The following is a 26,376-nucleotide window of genomic DNA, read 5'->3' as shown; positions in this document are numbered from 1 at the left end:
AGCTAGTTCTAAACAAATATAACATTATGAGACAAGCCACACGCGCACAATGGATCAAATGTGCCATTGCTATTCTACTTTACCTCGTCTTCCTCCTCTGGGTACGGAGTTGGTGGGGATTGATTGTTGTTCCTTTCATTTTCGATATTTATATCACAAAGAAAATTCCCTGGTCTTTTTGGAAGAAGTCGAAGAATCCGGCTGTCCGCAGTGTGATGAGTTGGGTGGATGCCATCGTATTTGCGTTGGTTGCCGTCTACTTCGTCAATATCTACATCTTCCAGAATTACCAGATTCCTTCCTCTTCGCTGGAAAAATCATTGCTGGTAGGCGATTTCCTGTATGTAAGCAAGATGAGCTACGGTCCCCGCGTACCGAACACTCCCCTTTCTATGCCGTTGGCACAACATACGCTGCCTGTCTTCAATACTAAATCGTATATCGAGTGGCCACAATGGAAATACAAACGGGTACCGGGCTTCGGCAAAGTGAAGCTGAATGACATTGTGGTTTTCAACTTCCCGGCAGGAGACACGGTGGCAGTGAACTACCAACAGACAACGGACTTCTATACGCTGGCTTATGGTGAAGGACAACGCATCTACTCCAAACAGATTGAAATGGATAGCCTGACACGTTCACAGCAACGTGCAATCTATGACCTCTACTATGACGCCGGACGTAAACAGATTCTGAACAATCCGCGTACTTACGGTGAAGTACTGTGGCGTCCGGTAGACCGTCGCGAGAATTATGTGAAACGTTGTGTCGGCTTGCCCGGTGATACATTGCAAATTGTAGACGGACAGGTGATGATTGACGGTAAGGCGATTGAGAACCCCGAAAACCTGCAATTCAACTACTTCGTACAGACTACCGGCCCGTACATTCCGGAAGATATGCTCCGCGAATTAGGCATCAGCAAGGATGACACCATGCTGATAGAAGACTCTGGCTGGGAAGGCGGATTATTGGATATGGGACTGGACAACCGGAATGCGCAAGGCAAACTGAATCCGGTATATCATCTTCCATTGACTAAAAAGATGTATGACACTCTCCTTGGCAATAAAAAGCTAATCAGCAAAATAGTAATGGAACCGGAAGAATACGCCGGACAGATGTATCCGCTGAACCTTTATACCAAATGGAACCGCAACAATTACGGTCCGATCTGGATTCCTGCCAAAGGAGCTACCATTACCCTCACAGAAGACAACCTGCCTATCTATGAGCGTTGCATCGTAGCCTACGAAGGCAACAAGCTGGAAGTGAAACCGGACGGTATCTACATCAACGGTGAAAAGACCAATGAATATACCTTCAAAATGGATTATTACTGGATGATGGGTGACAACCGTCACAACTCTGCCGACTCCCGTTATTGGGGTTTTGTACCCGAAGATCACGTAGTGGGCAAGCCGATTGTCGTATGGCTGTCGCTTGACAAAGACCGTGGATGGTTTGACGGTAAGATTCGCTGGAACCGCCTCTTCAAGTGGGTAGACTGATAAGTGTACGGATAGAATAGAGTGATAAGGTGATAAATATTGATGAACATTCGTAAATTCAAATGGATACTAGCATTTGCCGGAGCAGTAGTCGTAGTGCTTCTGCTCCGGGGATTTGCTTTTACGTCCTGCCTTATCCCTTCCACCGGTATGGAAAACTCCATTTTCCAGGGTGAACGTATCTTAGTGAACAAATGGAGTTACGGATTGCGAGTTCCTTTCATGTCGCTCTTTTCTTATCATCGTTGGTGCGAAAGTCCTGTACGGCAACAAGATATTGTAGTGTTCAATAATCCGGCTGGAATCCGGGAACCTATCATCGACCGCCGGGAAATCTATATCAGCCGTTGCCTCGGAGTTCCGGGAGATACATTATTGGTCGATTCTCTTTTCTCCGTTATTTCTCCAGAGGCACAATTCAATCCGGATAAGAAAAGGCTTTATTCGTACCCCGCGTCAAAAGAAAATCTGATAACCTCACTGATGCATACTCTTTCCATCACCAACGACGGATTGATGGGAAGCAATGACAGTACTCATGTGCGTAGTTTCAGCCGTTACGAATATTATTTGTTGGAACAGGCAATGAATGGGAAAGAGAGTTTTGTCCAACCTTTGTCAAACAGGGAAGATGCCGAACCGAATCCGCTGATTGTTCCCGGAAAAGGGAAATTTATCCGGGTCTATCCCTGGAACATAACCTTACTGCGGAATACCCTCGTGATGCACGAAGGCAAACAGGCAGAAATAAAGAACGACACTCTCTACGTAGACGGCAAACCTACACAACACTGTTATTTCACTAAAGATTACTATTGGATGGGGTCTAACAATACCGTCAACTTTTCCGACTCACGGCTCTTCGGGTTTGTCCCGCAAGACCATATCATCGGGAAAGCCTCCATCATTTGGTTCTCCAAAGAAAAAGAGACAGGCTTGTTTGACGGATACCGATGGAACCGTTTCTTCAGAACGGTGAAATAATCTTCCGGAACATAAAAGAAATAACTCCTTAATAATATCCTTAATTAATATCCTTATTATAGAGCCCCCTAAACGTATTAAAATGAAAGAAATGAAAATAGCTTATTTATCTTCAGCTTATCTCGCTCCCGTCGAATATTACACTAAACTTCTGGCTTATGACAAAGTGCTTGTAGAACAACACGACCATTATATCAAACAAACCTATCGTAACCGGTGCACCATTGCCGGCCCGTCCGGCGAATTAGTCCTTTCTATCCCAACCGTAAAACCCGACACATTGAAGTGTCCGATGAAGGATATCCGCATTTCCGACCACGGCAACTGGAGACATCTGCACTGGAACGCCATCGAATCAGCCTACAACAGTACTCCTTTCTTTGAATATTACAAGGACGACTTCCGTCCCTTCTACGAAAAGAAATACGAGTTTTTAATCGATTTCAACGAAGAACTATGCCGGATGGTCTGTGAATTGATAGATATTCACCCCACTATGGAGCGTACTAGCGAATATAAGATGGAGTTTGCTCCCGGAGAATTCGATTTTCGGGAAGTTATTCATCCCAAAAAAGATTTCCGAGAAGTGGATACAGAGTTTATTCCGCAACCTTACTATCAGGTTTTCGAGCCCAAACTGGGTTTTCTACCTAATTTGAGTATCATAGACCTGTTGTTCAATATGGGACCGGAAAGTCTGTTGGTACTAGGCAAGTAATGACTCCACTCTTCTATATGTATGTAGCCAACAAAGGTGCACCATGTCGTCACATTATTTATACTCGTACAGTTTGACGTGTAAAATACTGAATTCTCCGACAGGAATACGTACATGCCTTCCCTGATGGTCCTGATCGCCATTCAGGCGCCGGATATATTTCAGTGAACCATCTTCGTTCACATTAACTTCATCTACAGAACCGATACCGGCTCTCATACCACCTTGCCAGCTATTTTCCGTTTTTGATGCCTTTCCGCCCACACTGGCAAAACCATCCTCGCCCAATGCCGGTGAACTTTTCATTTTATTTTCCCCCTGTTTCTTAAATTCAAGTACCAAGCCACTGCCGGCAACGATATACTCATCTGGAGCCAGACGCAGCAAAACACCTCCCCCTTCAGGCCATACAGTGCCATCCCGGGCACGTGGGTCCCATGGCAGAGTGAAGTAATGACGACAGGTAATCTCCAAATCATCGTATGAAAGTATTCGTTCTTTATTCTCTTCATCAAACAAAAGACCGTTCATCACTCCTTTGCCCTGATATTTTGTCAATAAAGGCATCAGTTCTTTCAATTTAATATAGCTCTGTACCAAAGGTGCATCTGCTCTATCCGAACCGCTTTCAACAGAGAAAGGACAAAAGCCAATCGCATCATGCTCACCAAACACATAGAAAGCACGTACTCCATCATTCTCTTCCAACCGAATTTCAGGTATAAAGAGAGGATTATTGTGCAGTTTATACTTTGCCACCCAATCAACGAAACCTTTATCATATAAATCCGGAGCCAGAAAATCAATGTTGGGTGCTGCATAATGCCATACATCTATCAAATGAGCCAATGGTCCTGCCGACGGATATTCTCCCGGTTTCCGCCCCCTACTGTTCATTGCTGCATTGACATACAACGGAATATTATAGATAGAACGTGCTAACTTTGCCATTCGTTCTACATACTGCGCATACGACCAGGCCATAAAAATTTCATCCGTATACACGTCTGCACCAAACACTTCCTGCCACGTACCTTTCTTCTTGAATCCCTGGCTCTCCCATTTTGCCAACATTTCGGGATGCAGAGATCTCTTGTTCTTTTGCAAATAGTCGATGAAAAGGGACGGAACTGATGCATAAAACAGTTTATCCGCTTCTTTGGAATAATCGCGGGCATCTTCCAACATTCCGATTTCGTTTTCTATCTGAATCATGATAACCGTTCCCTCTTCCTTATCCACAGAAGCAATGTGTTTCATCCATTGGGAAAAAGCACGGCTATCCGCCTGAAACACATTCTCCGAAAAGGAACTGGCTATTTCGAGGGGCTTCCCTGCTTTCGTATAGGCACGCGGGTATTTCTTATAATCTTCCTTAAACCAGATCGGAGCATAGCAACTCATTGAGTTTTTCCACGCACCGAACCAAAGGAAAACCACCTTCAAATCATTCGAGCGAGCCTGTTGAATCACTTTATCCGTCAGGGTAAAATCAAATTTACCTTCCTGTGGTTCTGTTAAATCCCAATATGCAGGAACCAGTACCGTATTCAGCCCCATACGTTGCAATTTCGGGAATATACGTTCAATATCTTCAATAGAGGAAGCTGAAGAATTTCCCAATTCACCGCCAATCACTAAGAATGGCTTTCCATCTACCATAAGTTGTGTGGTACTTCCCTGTTTCTGCAAATACGGAAGTTTCTGATGTGCCTGAAGAGGCAAAATAAAAAGGAATAGAATCCCAAAAAGTGTGTTTCTCATAACAATCAGCTTTATCATATTATCTGAAAGCAAAGTTACAACAATATAAAAAAGGAGCACAACGTCTTGTGTTCCTTTTCTATCGGGCAGGTTACAGATACTTTATGTTACGTTACATTTGCCTTTATCTATACATTATCTCCGATTCTTATACCCTCTATTTGCGTTTCCTAAGTAATTTTTAGAGAAAACTGTTTATATCGCTACTTCTTCACAGTTCTTCTCTTCATTAGATTCTGCCGCATCCAGCCGATTCAACAAATAGCGTACATTTTGAAGATGTATATCATTATTCCGATCCATTTTCTTAAACTGCCAACTGTTTTTAGTGGTATTCAGTATGCAATTCATTAACGTTCCCACGGCATCGGCACTTTGGAAACGATTGGTATTGGAGATTAGCGTATTCATCATGTGCGCCCCGAATCCTCTAATCACCTCTTTCACACTTATCGACTTATAATTACGGATGGCTTCAAAGGCTGCCACATTACTACAAAGCGTACTAGCTAAATCCTCCAGTCTCTTTCGATCTGTTCGTTCCACTAGATAGCTTTCAGGATTCATAAAACAATTGAGGGTCAGATAAAAAGACATCATTTCATCATCGGATGAAAAGATAGCGTGCATGAGTTGCGTCGCGTCCCCCGGACGGGCCTGCTGGTTGCTTAAAACTTCTTCCATAAGAATTTTAATTAAATGGTGAATAAATTAAGTTTAATGGGGCGATACAGAAAAGTAGTTTTAAGAAATAAAAGAAGCGGTTCCGCCTGTCCCATTGCATTCCACTATCCACGACAGCAGTAGGTGCACTAACATCCTACATGGGGGTGCGAAACCGCCATATAGGATTAATGGGACGGACATAAAAAAGCCCGCCACATTGATACGGCAGGTTCTCCGCCGTGGTTTAAAATGGAATGCATTGCAAAGATAGAATATAAAATCAGAAAAGAGAAAAGAAAATCAATATAAATTGAAGTTTACAGCGATCAGCAAAAGACAAAATCTTCTAAAGCTACTTGTAACTATAAAATTCATTTAGGAGGTTCACCGGTTTCACCTTTAGTTGAATGAGTATAAATCAGATGTTTATGGTGAAAGAGGTACATAAAATAATAAAGAATCATCCTTCACCTCCTTCACAAAATAAAAGTAAGCGTCTTTTAGTTTTGCACTCGAAAGAGAGACTTCTTATAAGCTTTAAGATTGTTAACGAAGAACTAGTAAGCCCCCAAGTTTAGATAGCTTTTTATCGATATAGCTCCTTAGCAGATATTAACAAGATTGTTTCTCTTTCTTTCAAATAACCAGACTAAAAGACGCTTATATCGTATAGATTAAGGGTCTATACACCCTATTTGTTGGGCATATAGATCCAATGTATTGGTCATATAGATCTAACACGTTGGATATATATATCGTGCGTCTTGGGTATATATAGCCAACAACTCAAGTATTAATAGCCTAAATACAAAGTATTAATAGTCGATAGCTCAAATGTTAATACTTGATGGAGCGTTTGCTATGAGCTTATTAATTTTAGCTGATAGCATATTCGTTTTTGCTTATAGCATATTTACTTTAGCTTATGGCATATAAAAAGAACAGTGAAGAGTGTGAAGGATGATTCTTTATTATTTTATGTACCTCTTCCACCATAAATATCTGGTCTATAACTATTCAGCTAACGGTGAAACTGATGAACCTTTATTTAAAACTATTAGAGAATTACATAAGTTCGATATTAATAAATGCAACCGCCGTTACTGTAATGGTGATTTCGTTAATGAAAAACAACACAATATACAATGGGTGGAAGTCTTATCAAAAGAAGCCCTACAAGATTAAAACATAAAACTAAATCCTTTATTGTGAGAAGCTTTATATTTTTGAATTTCCAAAGACAGTGATTTTTTCAATTGCACCGCCATGAAATCCAAAAAAGGCTGGTTGGTTTCATCATCTTGCGCCTGTTGTAAAGAAAGGATATAATCTGCCCTATCCTCCTTAAAAATCTTAGCGGGGAAAAGATGATAGCAGAATTGAATATAGTTCATCAATAAGCGAGCTGCTCTCCCGTTGCCATCCACCCAAGGATGAATAGTCACTAAATTGAGGTGAGCATTAAAACTTAATTCGTATTGTTCACGGAACGTTTCCACATTCTTTTGCCGTTCCTGCAACAAGAAACAAAGTTCTTCTACTTTAACAGGTACTTTTTGATAACCCATATAAGAACGCCCACCTACACCAGCCGTAACGCCACACAAACGGAACTCACCTCTGGAAGAATCGAAAGAGCCGCCTATTGTATTATGCCTTCCCCCTGTTGTCCGCATCAAAGTAGCGTTTAACTTCTGCAAAAAAGCAGGAGTTATAACAGTATTGCGTTGCGCTTCCTTTTTAGCAAGCTCGTATGCTTTCTTCAAGTCCTCATTCATCAGATGATATACCAACGGCTTTCCTTTAGCTGTTACACCTTCATCGAAAAGAAGCTGTGCATCCATTTCGGTTAGTGTAGAACCCTCAATGGCTGTAGAATGGGTAATAAGAGAATAGAGGTAGTACTTCTCATAGTCCACCGACTGACTGATACCGAGTTGCTGAAACTCCTTATACAGTTCCTCTATTTCCAGCCAAATACCTTTTTCCATAATTAGGTTACCTTAATTGTTATTTTTCCCAAAATTACTTCTGATACAACACTTTACCAAGCGAAACGACTACTTTCTTACTATTTTTTTGCAAACGCTGGGAAAATTAGGCAATAAAAAAACGCTAAGTCGATTTGTTGCAATCACTTAGCGTTTTCCGAGTACCCAGACTCTCTGTCATCTCCTTAAAAAATCTCTAACCAAACATCTACCTATTTCAACTCAAATGGTACAGTACCTTTAATATCTCTGGATGAACTACCGATGATTGCCTCAAACTTACCCGGTTCGGCCACCCATTCGTGTTTAGCATCATCGAAGAAGCTCAATGCTTTCTTATCAATCGTCAGCGTTACCGCTTTCTCTTCTCCCGGAGCCAGTTTCACTTTTTGGAAACCTTTCAACTCTTTTACCGGACGAGGGAGAGAGGATTTCTTATCACTGATATAAAGCTGAACAACTTCCTGACCTTCACGAGTGCCTGTATTCTTCACATTGACTGTGAAAGAAATGGTATCATCTGCAGTCATTGTTTTCTTGTCGGCCGAGGGTTTTCCATAGGCGAAAGTAGTGTAGCTCAATCCATGTCCGAACGGGAACAGCGGTTTGATTTTCTCTTTATCCGCCCAGCGATAACCTACGAAAATATCCTCCCGATAGATTTCATTAATGGTGTCCCCTCTATGTTTAGACTGTGCCAGTTCTTCTTTATTACCCGGATATTCTCCCAGTTTATGAGCCCCTACATCTTCCAGTTTTGCAGGGAAGGTGAAAGGAAGTTTTCCTGAAGGGTTAGTGTCTCCCACCAATATGGAAGCAAGAGCTGTTCCGGCTTCCGAACCTAAGAACCAACCCTGAACAATAGCAGGCACTTCATTCACCCAAGGCATGGCCACAGCATTGCCGGAGATATTGACCACAATCAGGTTTTTATTCACCTTTGCCAGTTCACTTATCACTCTATCCTGCGCATAGGGTAAACCTAAAGAAGCACGGTCCGAATCTTCACAATCCTGATGATTGCTCTTGTTCAAGCCACCGAAGAAGACTACATAGTCGGCATCTTTAGCCACTTGCAAAGCTTCTGCAAGCAATTCATCTTCCGAACGGTTATCTTTCAAGTCCTGACCGGTTTTCACACCGTTATACTCTCCTGTCGGGTCGCCTACATACCCACGGGCATATACTATTTCTGCTTTTGAGCCCACACGACTTTTCAGTCCATCCAACGGAGAAATTTCATATTTCACTTTCAAAGAAGAGCTACCACCGCCCACAGTCATCATCTTAATGGCATTTTCACCGATAACGGCTATTTTCTTAGCTTTATTCAAATCGATAGGCAATAAGTTACCGTTGTTCTGCAACAGTACAATCCCTTCTTCTCCAATCTGACGTCCGGCTTGCCCGTGTTCGGGAGAACCTAAAGAGCCAAATGGTTTGTGCGGGTCCATTGAAGTACGGAAAATCAGACGAAGAACATTACTAACCTTTTCATCCAATTCTTTTGTTCCTACTTTACCTTCCTTGATTAATTTCAGGTAAGGGAAAGCAAGGAAATAATTATCATAGGCATTCCTCGTTCCGGCAGACAGTCCGTTCGTCCATGAACCAAACTCGAGGTCCATGCCATTGTGAATCGCTTGCTCGGTATTGTGTACACCTCCCCAGTCGGACACTACGACACCGTCAAAGCCCCATTCATCGCGAAGTATATCTTTAAGCAGGCGTTTGTTGTGACAAGCATGCTGTCCCTGATAAAGATTATAAGAGCCCATAATCGACCATGTTCCACCTTCCTGAACAGCCGCTTTAAAAGCAGGCAGGTATATCTCATAAAGAGCACGATCACTTAATTGTACATTGGTGGTATGACGGTTGAATTCCTGATTGTTCAATGCATAATGCTTCACGCAAGCAGCCACTCCATTCTCTTGCACACCTTTGATGTAAGGAACCACCATTGTGGCAGAGAGGTACGGATCTTCTCCCATATATTCGAAGTTACGTCCGTTCAAGGGTGTACGGTAGATATTCACACCGGGGCCCAACAGAATATCTTTTTTGCGATAACGAGCCTCTTCACCGATACTTTTTCCGTAAAGATGAGACATTTCGGGATTCCATGTAGCAGCAAGACACGTCAGTGCCGGATAGGCAATACAAGAGTCGTTTGTCCATCCTGCCTGATCCCATTCGTCCCACAACACTTCCGGACGGATACCGTGAGGACCATCAGTAGCCCATACTTCCGGGATACCAAGACGGGGAACGCCTGCCGAACTAAATTTAGACTGTGCATGAATCATCTTTACCTTTTCTTCAAGGGTCATCCGGTTCAACGCATCTTTCACTCGCTCTTCGATAGGCTTACCTGTGTCCAGATACACCGGTTTCTGCGCAAAAGCAGACAGTGCAGTCATCACAGACAGGCCAAGTAACATTGCTTTGAATTTCATGTTCATTTATGATATAAGAAATAAGTTCATTCTTTATTTATATAGACTCTCAAATGGGGTATATTTCCTAGTTGCGGATGAGTTTATTAATATTTATTATACTTATATTCCTTCCGCAACCGGTAATCCTCTGTTTCTATTCTGTTTTTAATACTACACTGTTCATGCTTTGTGCCAGATTCTCAATCGTTGATTTCGAGCCATCCAACGGAGCATAGATTTCCAGACTGGACTTCAACATTCTTCCGTCACAGAGTTTATCAATTTCTTCCTGGTTCATAGCCGAACGGTAGAAGAATAATTCACTGTATTCTCTGCTGTTCGCAGAAGTATTGTCACCAATCGTAAACTTACCAACAGTCAGTTTTTCACCTAGTTCTCCTGCCAGTGCTTTATCTGTATATAGCAGTGTACGTCCCTGCGCATAATAATGGGTCAAAGAAACAACATGCCACTGGTTATCGGTGACACTCACCGCACCTTTTATTTCACCTGTCAATGGAGAATGATATACTACAACTCCGTCCTGAATCTTCAATGTTCCGGTTGCATTGCTGCCATTGGCGAAAGAAGCGATGACTCCATCTGTCGTACCCTTTATTTTGAAGGACAATGTAAACGGATGTACCATATCTTCGGGTGTGAATACCAGCACTTTCTTATCTGCCAGCACATAAGAAGTTCCTGAAACACGTGAAGGTTGCCCCTTGCCTGCATCTATCGCGTCAAACAATGATGGAACCATAGCATAAGTGAACTCACGATGTCCGTCAGTATTTGGATGATAGATATCCGTACCGTTCTGATAACCGGTTGCCCAGACACCCTTACCGTCATCTATTGCTCCCAACAGATTGACAGAAGGAAGATCCCACTCATGAATCAATAGATTCATTTGTTTCACGTATTCATAGTCGTTTGCATCAAAATCGCCACGGGTATAATTGTTCATCATCACAGGATATTTTCCATCTTCACGGGCTTTCTTAATCAAAGTCTGCATATTGTCTTTAAACTGATTATAGATAGCCTGTTGATCTGTAGCTCCATGAATTCCTTCATTTCCCAGAGAAAGGCCGAAAATCACGTATGCACCACAATCATGAATCAAATCGTTGTAGCGTGCCAATAAGTTAAGCGTATTATTACTGTTAACGGATATTCCCGAGGTGTACCACGGCAGTTTACTTTCCTGATTACGGAAACGTTCGTCGAGTAATTCACCGTACATATAAGCATAACCATGATTGTTGGTTGCTCCCTGTCCGTTGGCTACGGAAGACCCCATTACAGAAATCTTAAAAGGATCGATACCTTCTTCGCCGCAATCAATATAATAGACATATCTACGTAAGTCTAAAGTGATATGATAAGTTCCATGATTCAGGTTGATATCCTCTGTATCATAACCCTGAGTACTCATACCAACCTCATTGGCCGTACCTTTCACACGCTTCATCACATAATCCCAACTCTTGTTCATGGCAAAATTAAAGCGTTCACGGTCACTCACACCAGATATTCCGGTGAGTTTTACTCTTCCCGCCCAGACACCTTTTCCCTGATAAGTCAAAGGCACGCCTTTATCTACCGACCATCCATTTGGAGTGACGCTTCCTACGAGTGCCCACTCTTCTACCGGAAGAATATCATAAGTCTTTCTGGACAAATCGACTGTAATACGGACTGTTCCGGTTGTAGAAGCGGTGATTCCATAATTATTGTCGGCTACTACTCCCGCTTTATACCCCTTTCCTATATTCACAGTCTTGCCATCTTTGGTGGTTCCTCTGAATGAAAATTCACCGGATTTGAGAGAGGTGTATGCTTCGAAAACATTCGTCAGACTGCCATCAGCAGATACAATATGCATCGGAACTTCCCCCTCTTCCATAGCACTACCGGTCATGGTGAGTGATGTAAACTGATTGGGACGTTCTATATCTGTATATTCTTCTATTTTCAAGGCATTTAACGCAATATAATCGCCGTTCTTTCTTGAAACGGTGAACTTTATATTGCCATCATCATCCGGATAGATAAGTTCCGATTCGCAGATGTTTTTTATGTTTTGGTTGATACCCTCACCTCCACAGTTAGTTCCTGAAGTCTGCAACTCACCCTGATAAAGATTCAGTCCTGACATTATATAATAAGCCGTACGCGTCTGTGTATTACTCCGGCTACCAAATGCATAAAATTTATATGCTTTTTTCGGATCAAGTTTGCTGAACGTAAAACTGCTATTATTCTCACCAGATTCGATGTAGAAGTAGTCCTCTGTGGCAGATGGCACAGCAAAGTCTTTCAGGAGCTCTTCCTGGGGTTCCAGCAGACCACCTCCGGTGCTTTGTCCATTAGTAGAGAAACGATTATTCAAAGTCAACTCATAGTCAACCGAAGTATTCTCCGAGTTTACAAAAGAGGAATAGACTGAATTAACTTTAGCGTAAATCCCATCATTATTAATGATATTATTCCAATAATGCCCATTAACGTCGGGGCTTTGAGTCTGATCTCCCCTACTGGGATTAGTAGCAGTGCCGTTGGAACCAAAGTCAAAGTATAACGTCTGCACCAACACCGGTGTTACTGATTCGGGTATTTCTATTTCTTCTCCCGGAGACGGGGGTACTATCGGTTCGTCATCATTACAAGAACCGATTGACAGCATTCCGAACAATGCAAATGCCAAGAATATATATTTCTTCATATTTTATTGATCTTATGATTTATGATTCTCAATGATTTATTCCTCAACGTTGGTATATTCCTCTATTTTCAAGACATTCAGTGGAATATAATCACCCTCTTTTCTTGAAACAGTAAATTTGATTTCACCGTTTTCATCCGGGAAAATAACTTCCGAAGCATAAACATTCTGAATATTCTGATTAATTCCTGTTCCTCCACAATTTGTTCCGGCAGCCTGTAATTCGCCTTGGTCCGTATTTTCTCCTGATATGATATAAATAGCTGTACGGACTTGGGTGGCCAATCGACTACCAAATGCATAGAACTTATATCCCTTGTTCTTATCTAAATTAGAGAATGTAAAGCTACTATTGTCTTCACTTTTCTCCATAAAGAAATAATCTCCGGTAGCAGTAGCTACGGCCAAATCATCCAGCAAATCTTTATCAGGTTGTAGCAAACCGCCTCCACCACTTGCTCCATTAATGGTAAAACGAGAATTTAAGGTCAATGCATAAGCTGTTGGAGTGTTCTCCGAATTAAATAAAGAACCATAAACAGTTCCTGCATTTGCATAGTTCCCATTGTTATTGGTAATATTGTTCCAGTAATTTCCATTATCATCAGGATTTACAGTTGGGTCACCCTTACCAGGACTAGTGGCACTGCTAGAACCAAAATCAAAATAAAGTGTTTGCACTACTGTCGGCTCCGGTTTAACTTCTCCATCCGAAATCTTCTTGAAAGATACTACACCTTTATCATTTCCAGCACTCAAATCAACAGTAAGTGCATACGTTGCACCTTCTTCCAAAGGAATCGGCTTGTCATTTCCATCAAGGAGAAGCTCGATATTCTTACTATCCGTAAGGCGAATCAGCGATTTTGTTCCGTCGTCTGCCAGTGTCAATTGGCTGAACTCACCTCCATAACCATTCTGGAAGAAGAACTTGGCGCTTATGTAATCGTAGCGGAAACGTTGTCCAAAGACTGAGTTATGTTCAGGCCCCGTCGTTCCTATAAATTGGTATTTCTTCGAAGAGATTTCCGGCACACAGTAATTACTTCCGGCATCCCAACCAAATTGAAAGTCCATCGAAGGAGAACCGATTCCCCAGCCCATTAACCAAAGAGCACCATGTCCTGTATCAGAAAGAACAGCTTCCTTGTCTCCATCCATACGAGTGATACCAAAATATTTTTGTTTCATATTAGCAATGACACGATACTTGCCATCTACCGGTAAGAAAGTCAACGTTCCATTCGATTCCTTCTTGAAATAATCAGGATTGATCCACCAGCCATTCATATCTATACCTGTCACCACAATCGATTGTCCCTGTGTAAATGATTTCTGTATGAGATATGTATTTGCATCCTGTGCCGTCATCTTCTCTCCATCAAACAACACATTTACCAACGGAGTAACTTCGTAAGTCAGCGCGTTGAATGTTACTTCATAAGGTTCGGATGCCGTACCGGAAAAAGTAATAGGATTTACATTCTTTCCTTCTGAAAGGAGGTTATCGTTATCCCAGCCAAAAGTCAGTTCGTTTCCATTCTCACCAACTTTCGGTGTTTTAATATAGGCTTTCAAATCCTGTGGGAATTTACCGGTCACACCATAATTATACAAGGATTTCTTTTTCATCAGATACTCCTCTCCCATCTCGTCCACCAAAGTCACGTAAGGAAAGTCCGGCCGGGACAACACGACTTCCTGCTCCATCTCCGTGATAGTGAAATGGATATTTTGAAGTACAAACTTCAAAGTCGCTCTACCGTCGATAATATTGGGATAATACGGAATGAAGACCTTTCCGGTATAATCACTGCCGCTTGTCTTTGTACGGATAACCGTTTCGGACACTTGTTCTTCGCCATAAAAAAGCTTCGCTTTCAACGTGGAAAGAGGCACTTCCACATCAGAAGCCTTAATGGTAAACGGAAGACTGTCACCATAAAGAGCACTTACTTTACCTGCGATAAATTCCATATTCGGATTGCCCGCAAGATATTCGTCATCACTACAGGAATTCATTCCTAGAATTCCTATTAATACCAGTATGATATAGATACTTTTTTTCATTGTCTTTATCGTTTTAAGGTTCTTATTCCGACTTCGCCCAACGGTAGGAAGTCACTGATTTACCCGGAACATCATAAGCAAAATGACGTTTTCCATCGCTAAAGGTGATTCTCTTTGTCTTTTCGTTATTATTCATCAAGACAAATGCATACGTTCCATCCGGATTCTCGAAAGCAGAGTACATGATATTGCTGTCAGCGTAGCCGGATGCACCAATACGTACAGCTCCCGGTTTCACTACGCTTGAAAGATGAGCGATGATATAATAATGTGAGTTACGGATAATTGTCTTATAATCGCTATTGCTGATATCCACCGCTCCGTAGCATGTCTGGCAACCACCTTCACGATTAGGAGCACGGTCGTTATCAAGCATCAGATTCCAAACAATCACACCTTTACACCAGTTATTTACTGTGCCTAACGCAACTTCTTTCATATCTTCGAGAAGTCGTTTCGACAAATCACGCCCACTGTTCCAGGTTCCGATAGAGGTTTCTGTGAAAAGAAGTTCTTTTTCCGGATAGGCTTTGTGCATATTCAAAAGTTCTTCGCGGTCACCTCCGTAGTTGTGATAAGCAGCTCCGGCCAAATATTGAGAAGCATCTCCATCTTCATAGATTTTACCGGGATAGTTCTTTTCTGATTCAATGCTGCTATAATCATAGTTATGGTCATAAGCATAGATCTTTGTAGTCAATCCGGCATCCTTGAATTGGGGTCCGAGTGCTGTTTTCACGAAATCTCTCTGTTCCTCCCAGCTCATATAAAGCGAAGCGGAATTACCGCGGTTCAACGGTTCGTTCTGGGGAGTAACAGCATAGATGTCAAAACCTTCGGATTTGAATGCTTGTACCCATTTTACGAAATAAGTGGCATAATCCTGATAATAGGCAGGATTCAACTGGCCGTTTGTCCACGATTCCAGTGGAGTAAGATCTGTGAGGCTTTTCACTTTCATCCATAGCGGACATGTCCAAGGAGCGGCAATGATTTTAATGGAAGGATTGATGCCTAGAATCTCTTTCAGAATGGGCAAGATATAGTTTTTCTCTTCACTCTGCAAAGCGAAATTTTCAATGCCTTTGGTATCACAGCAGGTATATTCGCTCAATGAGAAGTCCGAGCAGCCAATGGAGATACGGATATAACTAAATCCGAATCCTTTATCGTCAGAGAATGTTTCTGTGAGGAATGCATGACGGTCTGCCGGTTTCATTTGTAGAAGATTAAAACAGGTAGCGCCTGTGATGGCTACTCCAAAGCCGTCCATGGTCTGAAACTGTTCAGTCGGGTCCAAGGTAATAGACGTAGGTGCCAGGTTATCTTTTGAGCTGAAATTAACAGCATCACGGGTCAGATCACGAGTCAAACTGTTGGTCGTTGCATAAATAGTCACATCTCCGGTTGGAACGGGTGTTACCGATTTTTCCGCATCGTCACTGTTGCTGCATGCAGCCAGTATGGTGAAACATCCTAAAAAGGTCAATGCTATATTTCTCATATTTATCATAATCGTAAGTTTCTATGTTTTTGAATTGAATTAATAACCCGGATTCTGGTGAATCTTATCGTTCGCATCGATTACCGATTGTGGAATAGGCAATCGATAGGAAGTTTTATCGAATGCGTAAACCTGTGCCTTGCGTCCCGAATCTTTCGAATACACAGCATTCATCACTTCTTCCACTTTATCCAAACGAACCAGATCGAACCAGCGCTGTCCCTCGAAAGCCAGTTCCAAACGGCGTTCTTTCAGCAATGCATTGAGCATGGCATTCTTATTTGAACGGGTAGAAGCAGAAAGTGCTCCTAATTTAGCACGTTCACGAACTTCATCTATAATATCGGCAGCTCCGTCCAAATCCGGTGTATCCTGCATAATCAGTGCTTCTGCTTTCAATAACAGTACATCAGCATAGCGGTATTTGATGATACTGCTGTTAGCCGAACGGCATTTGTACATAAACGGATAGTTATCAGATGGATAATAATTGCTCCAATTACAATCATAGTAAACCACCGATTCTTTGAAACGAACCTCATCTCCTTCCTTTTTGAAAGCGTTAATCAGGTCACGGGATGGTGTCACCCATTTTGCCCATGTAAAGTTGGTATTCCAATTCACCAAGTCACGACCGAACATCCATGAACACCAGTTACCTGCACCGGGAGTAAACTGTGCTTCGAGAATAGACTCTTTTGTATTGCGCATCTTCGCGTCTGTTCCGGCTGCATTCATTCCAAATAAATCATTGAAATCTTCTACAAGATCGAAACCATCTGCTTTCACTTCATCACAATAGTGGATTACTTTCGCATAGTCACGCAACGGTTTCTCTGCATAAATCTTAGCCAGTAACGTACGTGCTACAGATTTGGTAAACAATGTCTTGTTACCCGGTGTGTTGTCCGGAGCATACAGAACTGCATCCAGCAAGTCTCTTTCAATCTGCTGATAAGCCTCTAGTTCCATATTTTGCTCCGGAAAGTACTGTGGATAAACATCTTCAATATTTTCAGAAGTAATATCGTCCGCCACTGTTGTAATCACCGGGAAATCTCCCCAAAGGCGTACCATGTCGAACATAATCATAGCCCGGAATATTTTTGCTTCCGCTTTATATTGTGCCCGTTCGGCAGTGGTCAATGAGTTATCGGTCACTAAATCAATATTACAGATCAACTTATTGGCACGGGCAATGTCTTCCAAATAACGGTTCCAATCCCGTTCCATCACAGAGTTTGAGCCTTCAATGGAATTGTTTTCAAACGGAACAACTTCTGCTCCCGTTGTACCTGCATAAGCGTTATCCGCATGAGAGTCTGAAATCAGCAGCAAGTCTACATACCAGTGTTCCTGGCGGTCACGCATCTGATTATAAAGCGTTGTCAAATGGCTTTCGACAGCTGCCTTATCCTTGAATACAATCTTTGTACCATTATTTGTCACTCCTTCCGTCACATCCGAATAGGTGTCTAATGGCTCATAGTTCAGTGAGCAGGAAGAAAGTCCCAATAGTAAACCGGAGGTTAATCCGTAAAATATAGTTCTTAGTTTCATAATCTTTCCTTTCATTAGAATTCAACATTAATACCAAACACGTATGATCTGCAATGCGGGTAAGTACCCCAGTCAATTCCTTGTACTGTACCGCTGTTTCCCCATTGGTTTACTTCCGGGTCCATTCCCGAATAACTGGTCCATGTCAGCAGGTTAGTAGCCGTGAAGTAAGGCTGTAAGCGGGTAATTCCCCATTTTTTTAAGAGTTTGCCCTTAACGTTGTATGACAAGGAGACATCCTTTAATCTTAGATAGCTACCGTCTTCCACAAAGTAAGTAGAGTTCAACAGTTTGAAATTAGCTTTAGGCACATCTGTTATCTGTCCCGGAATTTTCCAACGGTTCAATACGCGTGTCGACTGATTTTTACCGTCATACATACCTTCCGTTTCAATCCGTGAGGCATTATAAATATCGTTTCCATAAGAACCCTGGATAAAGATACTCAAGTTGAAACCTTTCCAAGAGAATGTATTTGTCATACCATAAGTGAAATCCGGATTAGGGTCACCGATATAGGTACGGTCGGAAGAGGAAATCTTTCCATCATTATTCAAGTCACGATACATCAGTTCACCGGTTTCAGGATCTACACCATCACTGATAAAGCCATAAAAACCTCCCAAAGCACGTCCCGGCTCATTACGCACCACATAGTCATTGACTACACTCGCCGTCTTCGCATCATAATAGACCTTCTGCAAGTCGAGCTTTGTCAATTTATTCCGGTTGAAGGAAATATTAAAATCCGTATCCCAAGTAAATGCTCCACCACGAAAATTCTTCGAACTGATAGAAAACTCAAAACCTTTATTAATCATTTCACCTTCATTACGGGCAATGGAAGTGGCTGCTGCAGCACCGGCCGGTAATGATACATTCATCAGCATGTTTTTCGTTTTCTTGTAGTAATAATCGGCATTGAATGTCAACCGACCATTCAATATTGTCAGGTCCAAACCGATATTGGTCTGTGTGGTAGTTTCCCAAGTTAAATCAGAGGTACGTAAATTTGCTTGGCTGATAGTAGGAACAGCGTTTGCATAATCAGTCTTATCCCCTTCCTCACCTTTCTTAAACCATTCGATACGACCGATATTGTAACGTTGCAAATAAGCATAATCACCAATACCCGACTGATTACCAGTTTGTCCCCAACCACCACGTAGTTTCAGGTCATCAATCCATGTCAGGTCTTTCATAAACTTTTCCGAAGAAATACGCCAAGCAGCAGAGAAGGACGGGAATACTCCCCAACGATGATCGGGATGTAGCTTAGAAGAACCGTCAGCGCGGAGATTAGCCGTCAGCAGATATTTGCTGTCGAAATTATAGGCTATACGTCCGAAGAATGACATAATCCCCCATTGAGAGGCACCTGTACCTGTATTATCCCAGGATATTTTATTGGCAGCATTCAAAGTATGAATCTGGTCGCTACGATAATGCGACCCGTTAATCCAACTATTTGAATATTCTGAATCCGTCCATGAAGAGCCTGCCATTACTTCCAAACCATGTTTTTTGAAATTCTTATTATAAGTCAACACGTTATCAAATGTCAACACAGTATTTGTATTCCGGTTATCCGAAGCTTCCCCATACTGGTTACGTCCCCAAGTAGTAGAGATAGGATCCAGGAACGTTGTGTTAACAGCATTACGACGGTCAAGAGTAAGAGTAGACTTAAATTTCAAATCAGGGAAAGGGGTCAGTAAGACATTACCGGATGCCAACAAACGGTTTTCTTTATCTTTATTATTTTTTGCACGTGCCATATTCTCCAATGGATTGGTAATATTACCTACACCATAGAAATTATTGTAATACTGGTCAGGATTTAAAGCATCCCAAATAGGTGCATAGGTCGGTGTATTAATCACTGCCAGAATAACTCCTCCACGGTCTGCACCTGTTCCCATTGCACCTCCTCCATTACTTGCGTAATCCGAATAAGAGATATTGGCACTTACTGTCAGCCACTTGCGAACCTGATTCTCAAGATTTACACGAAAGTTATAACGTTTGTAATAAGAGATATCCAACACTCCCTGTTCTTTCAGATAACCTGCAGAAAGATAGTATTTCATCTTTTCATTGCCATTGGACACGGCTACCTGATAATTTTGGGTCTTTCCTGTTGTATACGTTTCATCAAACCAATCGGTACGGTCGGGCAATCCATCCGGCAAAGATACCAGTCCGATTTCATCCTGCAACTCTTTATACTGTGTCGCATTCAAGGATTCTACTTTATCAGACACTTTGTTCAATCCGAACTGAGCTGTCAGAGAAACCTTTGCATTTCCGGCAGCACCAGCTTTCGTAGTAATAAGAATCACTCCATTGGCAGCACGAGAGCCGTAAATAGATGCCGAAGAAGCATCTTTCAAAATCTGCATGCTTTCAATATCATTCGGAGAAAGGAATTTGATATTGTCTACAGGCACTCCATCTACTACATACAGCGGATCATTACTACCATTCATTGAAGTTGTACCACGTACACGGATAGACATTTCACCTCCCGGCGTACCATTAGGCTGAACCACCGACACACCGGCCGCTTTACCTTGAATAGCCTGTCCTGCAGAAACAATAGGGCGCATATCCAAGTCTTTGGTGGATACGGAAGAAATAGCAGTCGTCACATCTTTCCGTTTTACCGAACCATAACCGATGACCACCACCTCATCAAGCACTTCATTGTCTTCCTGAAGTGTGATTTTCATCTGTCGGGCTGCCTTTACCTCCTGCGATTTGTAGCCCACGTAAGAGAATATCAAAATGGCGTTTTGCTGAACGTTTAGTGTAAAGTTACCATCCAGATCGGTAATTGCTCCGTTAGACGTACCTTTTTCCTGTACACTAACCCCGATTAACGGTTCTTTTTGAGCATCCAGAACCTGACCGGATGCTGTTAATTGCTGTGCGGATGCACTCAAAGATAAAAACATTGCCAAGATAGCAAAGAAAATCTTGCGACTCCCCGAAAGGATTTTTCGCCTGTTCTTTTTCATGCGTACTAATTTAAAAGTTAATAATAAAGTTCGTCTGCAATGGAGCTATTCTCATTGCTTTCGAAGCACAGGTCAAAAGTATAAAGAAATTGAGGCGAGCTAACAAGGAGGGGTCAATAAGTGGATTACCCAAAATGATAATCCATTTATTACCAGCAATTTGCGCACAATAAGTATCTCTAAAAAAGTGGTTAGTTTACAGTCTTAGTTAGCGAATCTTCCGTACTAAATCTTCAAAATCCTCTCTCGACCCACGGGCTTTGTTCTTCACTTTCGCCCGGTAATTATAAATTGTATTCACTGAATAACGAAGAAACTCCGCAATTTGTGAACTATCCTCAATGCCTAAGCGTATCAAAGCAAAAATTCGTAGTTCGGTATTCAGCAACTCATCTTTTTTCAATACAATCTGCTCATTCTCCTGTAAGAGGTCATTGAACTTTTTCACAAAATCGGGGAAGAGATGCAAGAAAGCAGTATCAAAGTTCGCATATAACTCTTCCAGTTCTTCATCAAGAGCATCCTGCGAACGCGTTATCTTTAATAACTCTGCAATCTGTCCGGCAGATACTTTCTTATTCACCATACGCCGATAAGCATCCAGCCGATTGATATAGGTAGAACACAGCTTGATAAAACGAGCAATATACTCTTCCTTAATCTGATTAGACTCCGAAAGTTCGATATTGGTAGAAGACAGACAGCTATTCATTTGTCTCAATTCCTCATTCAATCCATTCAGCTGTCCGTTAGCCACCTGGAGATGATTTCTTGCATCCGCCAGCTTTTTCATCTGACGGTAGATATAGCCTAAAGCTACAATCAATAGTACCAATAATGCGGTGATAAGCAGTAGATTCTGTTGCAGACGGTCATTCTGTTTTTCAATCATAGCTTGGTAGGTCTTGTCAATCAACGAAAGCACATCCGCACTCTGCCAGCTACGCAGACGGGCATTATAGAATTTCGTCGCATTCCAGGAAAAACGCATATATTGATATGCCCGTTCCATATCACCATCTTCGTAAAGTAGTTGGGCAAGCATCCATAACGAGGCATGGTCCTTAATGGCAGAACGAATATCGGATATGGCAGAAAGACAAAGATTCTGTTTCTCTCCCAGATTATCATTACTATATTTATAAATCAAAGAGCGATGGTAAGTGGCCAATGCATACTGTGGAGTATTCACTTCTGTTTCTGCCAGCCGGAGGTCATTCACTTTCAGGGCTTCCTCATACTGATGCTGGTCACGAAGCAATGCTTCGCGCATCATCAGATATTCTTCCGATTCAGGGGGCAATATGGCATATAAAGAATCTTTATATGCCTGCGAAATGGTCCAGTAATGTCCTGAAAGAGTTTTATCCTGGGTATAAACGCTCAATTCGCCATACACATGATCAAAGCAAGTGTAATAATCAGCTATTAAACGGGATACGACCTTCTGCCGGTCTACCGATTCTAAAACATCAATAGACTCTGTATACATTCCCGTTGAAGATAATAATAATGAAAGCTGCAACTGACTTTCTATCTTCCGGTCTATATCATGCAAGCGCTCCGCAATCTGTATATTTTCATTCAAATAATAGATTGCAGAGTCGCAAATAAAGGCTTTATATTCTTTGTATATCTGACTATTCAGGTTATAATGTTCCACAGAATTAACTTCTATTCCGTGTGTCAGTTCTTTAAGATGTCTGATACGCGATTCACGTTGAACCACATAAGTCTCATGCTCCCGAATCGTCAAATCAAGCACATTCAACAATGAGTCCAGGGTCGTCTTATCAGCCCAGGTATATAGTGGGAAAGAGAGAAGTAGAAGAAACAACAGGTACTTTTTTTTCATCGGAGTATTAAACTTTAATAGAAGATTACAAGACTAATAAAGACAAATGTAGAGAAAATCTTCGTATTTTAAAGAATAAAACAGATAGAAATTAAAAGTACATCTATTATACTATTCCACTAATTACTGTAAATAACAGCTGGTTACACTTTGCTTATCCCTATAAAACAGTTTTGCTTTTACAACAGCAGGCTCACAGGTTATAGGGGCCTCCCATAGCATCGAATCAATCGTCGGTTCAGTCCCATCCGTCGTATAGCGTATCTGTGCTCCTTCGATAGGAGTATTCGCATACAGAAGTCCGTCTCTGACGAAGAGTCCGGGATGAGGTAAACGGAAGTTTACCCCTAACTGGCTCCAATAAGGCATTTCCTTTACACTGATTTTCTCATAAAATAGTGCCAGATCCCGGTCAAAAGCCTGTTGCTCTGCTGCTCCGGAGAGGACTTCCCAATCCGGATGCGCGTTCCAGCCACGTTCTACCAGTCCCATCACTTTAGGAAACATATAATATTCTACCCATTGAAATCCTCGAATTGTTTCGGCAAACAGTTGGGCCTGTACGCCTTTTATCTGTTTCCTGCCGGATGCAGTCAATGCCGTTTTTCCTTTTCCTGCGGAACTGATCTCAACCGGATTACCCGCCATATCCGTACGGGAAGAACGATAGACATCGAATGGAAGCATGGAAAATGCTTTGGATTCATCCACGTATCCACCCCAGAAATGTCCCGGTTCATCGGGATGAGCATCATAAGCCAAATCCAGATAGAAATTATTCACATTGCAGAGAATAACCGGATAACCGTTGTTGGCTATCTGATAAGGAATTTCATCCTCTTTCCATTCGGGAACAGTCTTCCACGAATTGATACCGGCTGCGTGTTGAGACAAATAAGTATGAGTATCTTTCTTATGCCCCAAAGCTACTTCCTGCCAGCCATTAAAGGATAAATTATACTGTTGTAAACAATCAACCACCCGGGTAATGAAATATTCGGCCAAATCATGTGCCTTTTCCATTCCCTGTTCTTCCATGAGCGTTCTGCATAAGGGTGATCCCATCCATGCCCCTTTAGCCACTTCATCACCGCCTAAATGAATGGTGGTCAGTGGTGCATCCGCTTCCTTGTACATGCTCACTATTTCCTGAATCACCTTCTCCATAAAACGGTAAGTGGAAGGTAAGGCTACATTCATAACATTATCCGTATAGGCCTGTGCGGAAACATATCGGGAAGTATCCTGCAAGTCACTCAAAAGATATTCCTTTGCTTTCTCCGGGTCTGTATCGATGTATTTCTGATAACGTGCATTCATTGCTACAATCGCCGCACGCGCATGGCCGGGAGATTCTATTTCCGGAATTACCTGTACATGTCTTTCGGTTGCATATCGCAATAAATCAATGAATTCCTCCCGGGTATAGTAACCATTTCCCGATGTAGCGGCACACGGATCATATCCACCATCATAAGCCGGATACAACCTATCTTTTTCATCGGTAGTATGTCCTCGCCGTGACCCAATGGCAGTCAGTTCTTCTAACCCCGGAATTTCCAGTCGCCAACCTTCATCATCCGAGAAATGGAACTGGAGCACATTCAGTTTGTAAGAAGAGAGAATATCAATCAGTTTCTTCAAGTGATCCACCGTTGTATAATTCCGGGCAATATCCAACATCTGTCCCCGATATAATAAATCCGGATAATCCACTATAGACATTGCTTCCAACCGGAATGGGCTTTCCTGCCCTTTCAGTAACCCCAACAGGGTCTGTGCTCCGTTAAAAATACCATGTGGAGTAGTAGCGCTAATCCTGATCTGCTGACCGTCAATACTCAACTCATAATATTCCTCATTAACTGCTTTCTTCTTGTCAGAAAGGTAATCCAGAGTAATGGTTACCGAAGCTTCCGGCACTACTTCCAAGCCATACCATCCGGAAAGTTTTTCTTTTAGCAGTTTTCCCTCATTGGCAAAATCCTCATGAAAAGTCAAAGCTAGTTGTTTTTCTAACAAGATATTACCTCCGGTAGTAATCACCTTTTTTATGGAAGGTATTATATCCGTCGAACGAAACTCCGAAGTATTCGCATTGTTTAAACGAAGGTTTGTTTCGTACGTTTTCCGAGCAATCGTTCTTTGCCATTCCGTCATAGGTAATGGTATGTTATTCAATGTTACAGGAAGTGGCTTACCTTTCGATGCTCCCGACTGGCTCACCCAGTAGCTTCCTTCGGGCGCATGCGAATTCTTTGGCACTTCCCCATCACACTGGAAAATCACTTTCAATGAATCTCCCGGAGCTAATGAGATAAATCCCTCTCCCGGATACATTTTAAAAAGAGTTGCATTCACTTGCTCCACTCTAACCGGTGACGAAGCATCCTGCCGGATAGTACGGGGAAACTGCGAATAATAAATCTCCCATTCTTTTCCAACAGGAGTATCTGATATATTCTTCAGTACAAATGAATTTTCATAATATTTACCATTCTCATCGTAGTTTCCCATCTCCCAAGTTAAAGAAATCGGAGCTCCCGAATCATTCGTCGATTTACAACCGCCTGCAAAGAATAGGATGCACAGCCACCCTACTGTCCATAAAGAAAATTTTATATCATTCATAAATTTAGCCTTAGTGATTAGTCATGCCATCCTTTACTTCTCAAATAATTGAGCATAAAAGCCGGACTGTCTGTTTGAAGAATTCGTGCTCCCAACTTGTTTATCAGATACCCATAACTAGCATCCGGATCTTTCTTTGCAGCCTTATCATCATGCCCGCCTGCCAGAGAAGCCCACAAAGTATTATACCAGATCAGACTTTTTCCTGCCAGCCTGCGTTCCATTTCGGCAGGTACCGGGCTAGAAGCATTTCTGTAACAAAGCTCAAAAGCAACCGGATGCAACTGTTCCATATAATCCTCGACAACCTTCATCGATTTTTCCTCATCAATCGTTACGACAGGCATATAAATCACCTTATCCAGATAAGAGCCGAACTCCCGCTTCACCGTCTCCACCGGTTGAGCACCTTTCATTATAACCAAATCAGCAGTATCGGTTTTCCTCAATATAATATATACATCATCAAAAATAGGGTAGGCCTTATCCAGATTAACCATAATCTGATCTTTGGCTGCCAACAATGCTTCTTCCAAAGTAGGAACAGTATGTTCCGTTAACTGACCATCCTTATCTTTCAACCGGAGTTGCTTTATTTCAGCCAACGTTTTATCTTTTACTTTTCCTGTACCATTAGTAGTGCGATCTACCGTATCGTCATGCATGAGAACCAACTCACCGTCTTTCGTCTTACGGATATCTATCTCTACAATATCCACTTTCATCTGAATAGCACTATCGATAGCCGCCAAAGAGTTTTCGGGGGCAATACTCCAATTTCCGCGATGCGCCACCACTAAAACCTTATCTAAGTGCGGATTTAACACATCCTTGCGAATGAGCTCCGCCCGTTGTGCAGCCAGGAAACCTGGCTGCAGACAGAACAGTAACAAAAGCACTATAAACTTGCTTTTCTTCATATCTTTCATT

General features: G+C 42.0%; 15 protein-coding genes. 3 read left to right on the top strand and 12 right to left on the bottom strand.

What is annotated here, in order from left to right:
- The first annotated feature begins 26 nt into the window (after positions 1-26).
- The 3 genes from lepB (HMPREF9010_RS12225) to HMPREF9010_RS12235 all read left to right on the top strand — a co-directional run bounded on the left by lepB (HMPREF9010_RS12225) (position 27) and on the right by HMPREF9010_RS12235 (position 3,213).
- Positions 27-1,511, top strand: a complete 1,485-nt coding sequence (lepB, locus tag HMPREF9010_RS12225; protein ID WP_004307501.1) for a signal peptidase I — start codon at positions 27-29, stop codon at positions 1,509-1,511.
- Positions 1,512-1,553: 42 nt separating this feature from the next.
- Positions 1,554-2,495, top strand: a complete 942-nt coding sequence (lepB, locus tag HMPREF9010_RS12230; RefSeq protein WP_004313835.1) for a signal peptidase I — start codon at positions 1,554-1,556, stop codon at positions 2,493-2,495.
- A gap of 82 nt (positions 2,496-2,577) precedes the next feature.
- On the top strand, positions 2,578-3,213 hold the full coding sequence (locus tag HMPREF9010_RS12235; protein ID WP_008648993.1) for a WbqC family protein: 636 nt from the start codon (positions 2,578-2,580) through the stop codon (positions 3,211-3,213).
- A 54-nt stretch (positions 3,214-3,267) separates the two neighbouring features.
- On the opposite strand, the gene HMPREF9010_RS12240 is transcribed toward HMPREF9010_RS12235, so the two are convergent.
- The 12 genes from HMPREF9010_RS12240 to HMPREF9010_RS12300 form a co-directional block, all read right to left on the bottom strand.
- Positions 3,268-4,977 carry a DUF5597 domain-containing protein gene (locus HMPREF9010_RS12240; protein ID WP_050428280.1) on the bottom strand — a complete coding sequence of 570 codons (1,710 nt, stop codon included), beginning with the start codon at positions 4,975-4,977 and terminating at the stop codon, positions 3,268-3,270.
- Positions 4,978-5,172: 195 nt separating this feature from the next.
- Positions 5,173-5,661 carry a hypothetical protein gene (locus HMPREF9010_RS12245; RefSeq protein ID WP_008648987.1) on the bottom strand — a complete coding sequence of 163 codons (489 nt, stop codon included), beginning with the start codon at positions 5,659-5,661 and terminating at the stop codon, positions 5,173-5,175.
- Between the two features lie 1,163 nt (positions 5,662-6,824).
- Positions 6,825-7,634, bottom strand: coding sequence for a Fic family protein (locus tag HMPREF9010_RS12255; protein WP_008648985.1), 810 nt, complete (start codon positions 7,632-7,634; stop codon positions 6,825-6,827).
- Positions 7,635-7,846: 212 nt separating this feature from the next.
- On the bottom strand, positions 7,847-10,099 hold the full coding sequence (locus tag HMPREF9010_RS12260; protein WP_008648984.1) for a glycoside hydrolase family 3 C-terminal domain-containing protein: 2,253 nt from the start codon (positions 10,097-10,099) through the stop codon (positions 7,847-7,849).
- A 130-nt stretch (positions 10,100-10,229) separates the two neighbouring features.
- Complete coding sequence (locus HMPREF9010_RS12265) at positions 10,230-12,806, bottom strand: GDSL-type esterase/lipase family protein (RefSeq protein WP_008648983.1); 2,577 nt, start codon at positions 12,804-12,806, stop codon at positions 10,230-10,232.
- A 36-nt stretch (positions 12,807-12,842) separates the two neighbouring features.
- Complete coding sequence (locus tag HMPREF9010_RS12270) at positions 12,843-14,876, bottom strand: DUF5016 domain-containing protein (protein ID WP_032852681.1); 2,034 nt, start codon at positions 14,874-14,876, stop codon at positions 12,843-12,845.
- 22 nt (positions 14,877-14,898) lie between these two features.
- A complete protein-coding gene (locus HMPREF9010_RS12275; protein WP_008648979.1) occupies positions 14,899-16,389 on the bottom strand; it encodes a glycoside hydrolase family 30 protein in 1,491 nt (496 codons plus the stop codon).
- A gap of 30 nt (positions 16,390-16,419) precedes the next feature.
- Positions 16,420-17,955: a RagB/SusD family nutrient uptake outer membrane protein gene (locus HMPREF9010_RS12280; protein ID WP_008648977.1), complete on the bottom strand. Its 1,536-nt coding sequence runs from the start codon at positions 17,953-17,955 to the stop codon at positions 16,420-16,422.
- Positions 17,955-20,960, bottom strand: coding sequence for a SusC/RagA family TonB-linked outer membrane protein (locus tag HMPREF9010_RS12285; protein WP_008648975.1), 3,006 nt, complete (start codon positions 20,958-20,960; stop codon positions 17,955-17,957). Before HMPREF9010_RS12285 ends, HMPREF9010_RS12280 begins: the two co-directional genes overlap by 1 nt.
- Positions 20,961-21,168: 208 nt before the next feature.
- Entirely contained in the window at positions 21,169-22,815 is a 1,647-nt protein-coding gene (locus HMPREF9010_RS12290; protein WP_008648973.1) for a DUF6377 domain-containing protein, read from the bottom strand.
- A 123-nt stretch (positions 22,816-22,938) separates the two neighbouring features.
- Positions 22,939-25,446, bottom strand: a complete 2,508-nt coding sequence (locus HMPREF9010_RS12295) for a family 20 glycosylhydrolase (protein ID WP_008648972.1) — start codon at positions 25,444-25,446, stop codon at positions 22,939-22,941.
- 17 nt (positions 25,447-25,463) lie between these two features.
- Positions 25,464-26,366 carry a glycerophosphodiester phosphodiesterase family protein gene (locus HMPREF9010_RS12300; RefSeq protein ID WP_032852706.1) on the bottom strand — a complete coding sequence of 301 codons (903 nt, stop codon included), beginning with the start codon at positions 26,364-26,366 and terminating at the stop codon, positions 25,464-25,466.
- Between the last annotated feature and the right edge of the window lie 10 nt (positions 26,367-26,376).

This window comes from Bacteroides sp. 3_1_23 (genome assembly GCF_000162555.1).
Classification (GTDB): domain Bacteria; phylum Bacteroidota; class Bacteroidia; order Bacteroidales; family Bacteroidaceae; genus Bacteroides; species Bacteroides ovatus.
Note: the sequence above shows the minus strand (reverse complement) of the source record. Positions and strands in the feature narration are given on the sequence as shown.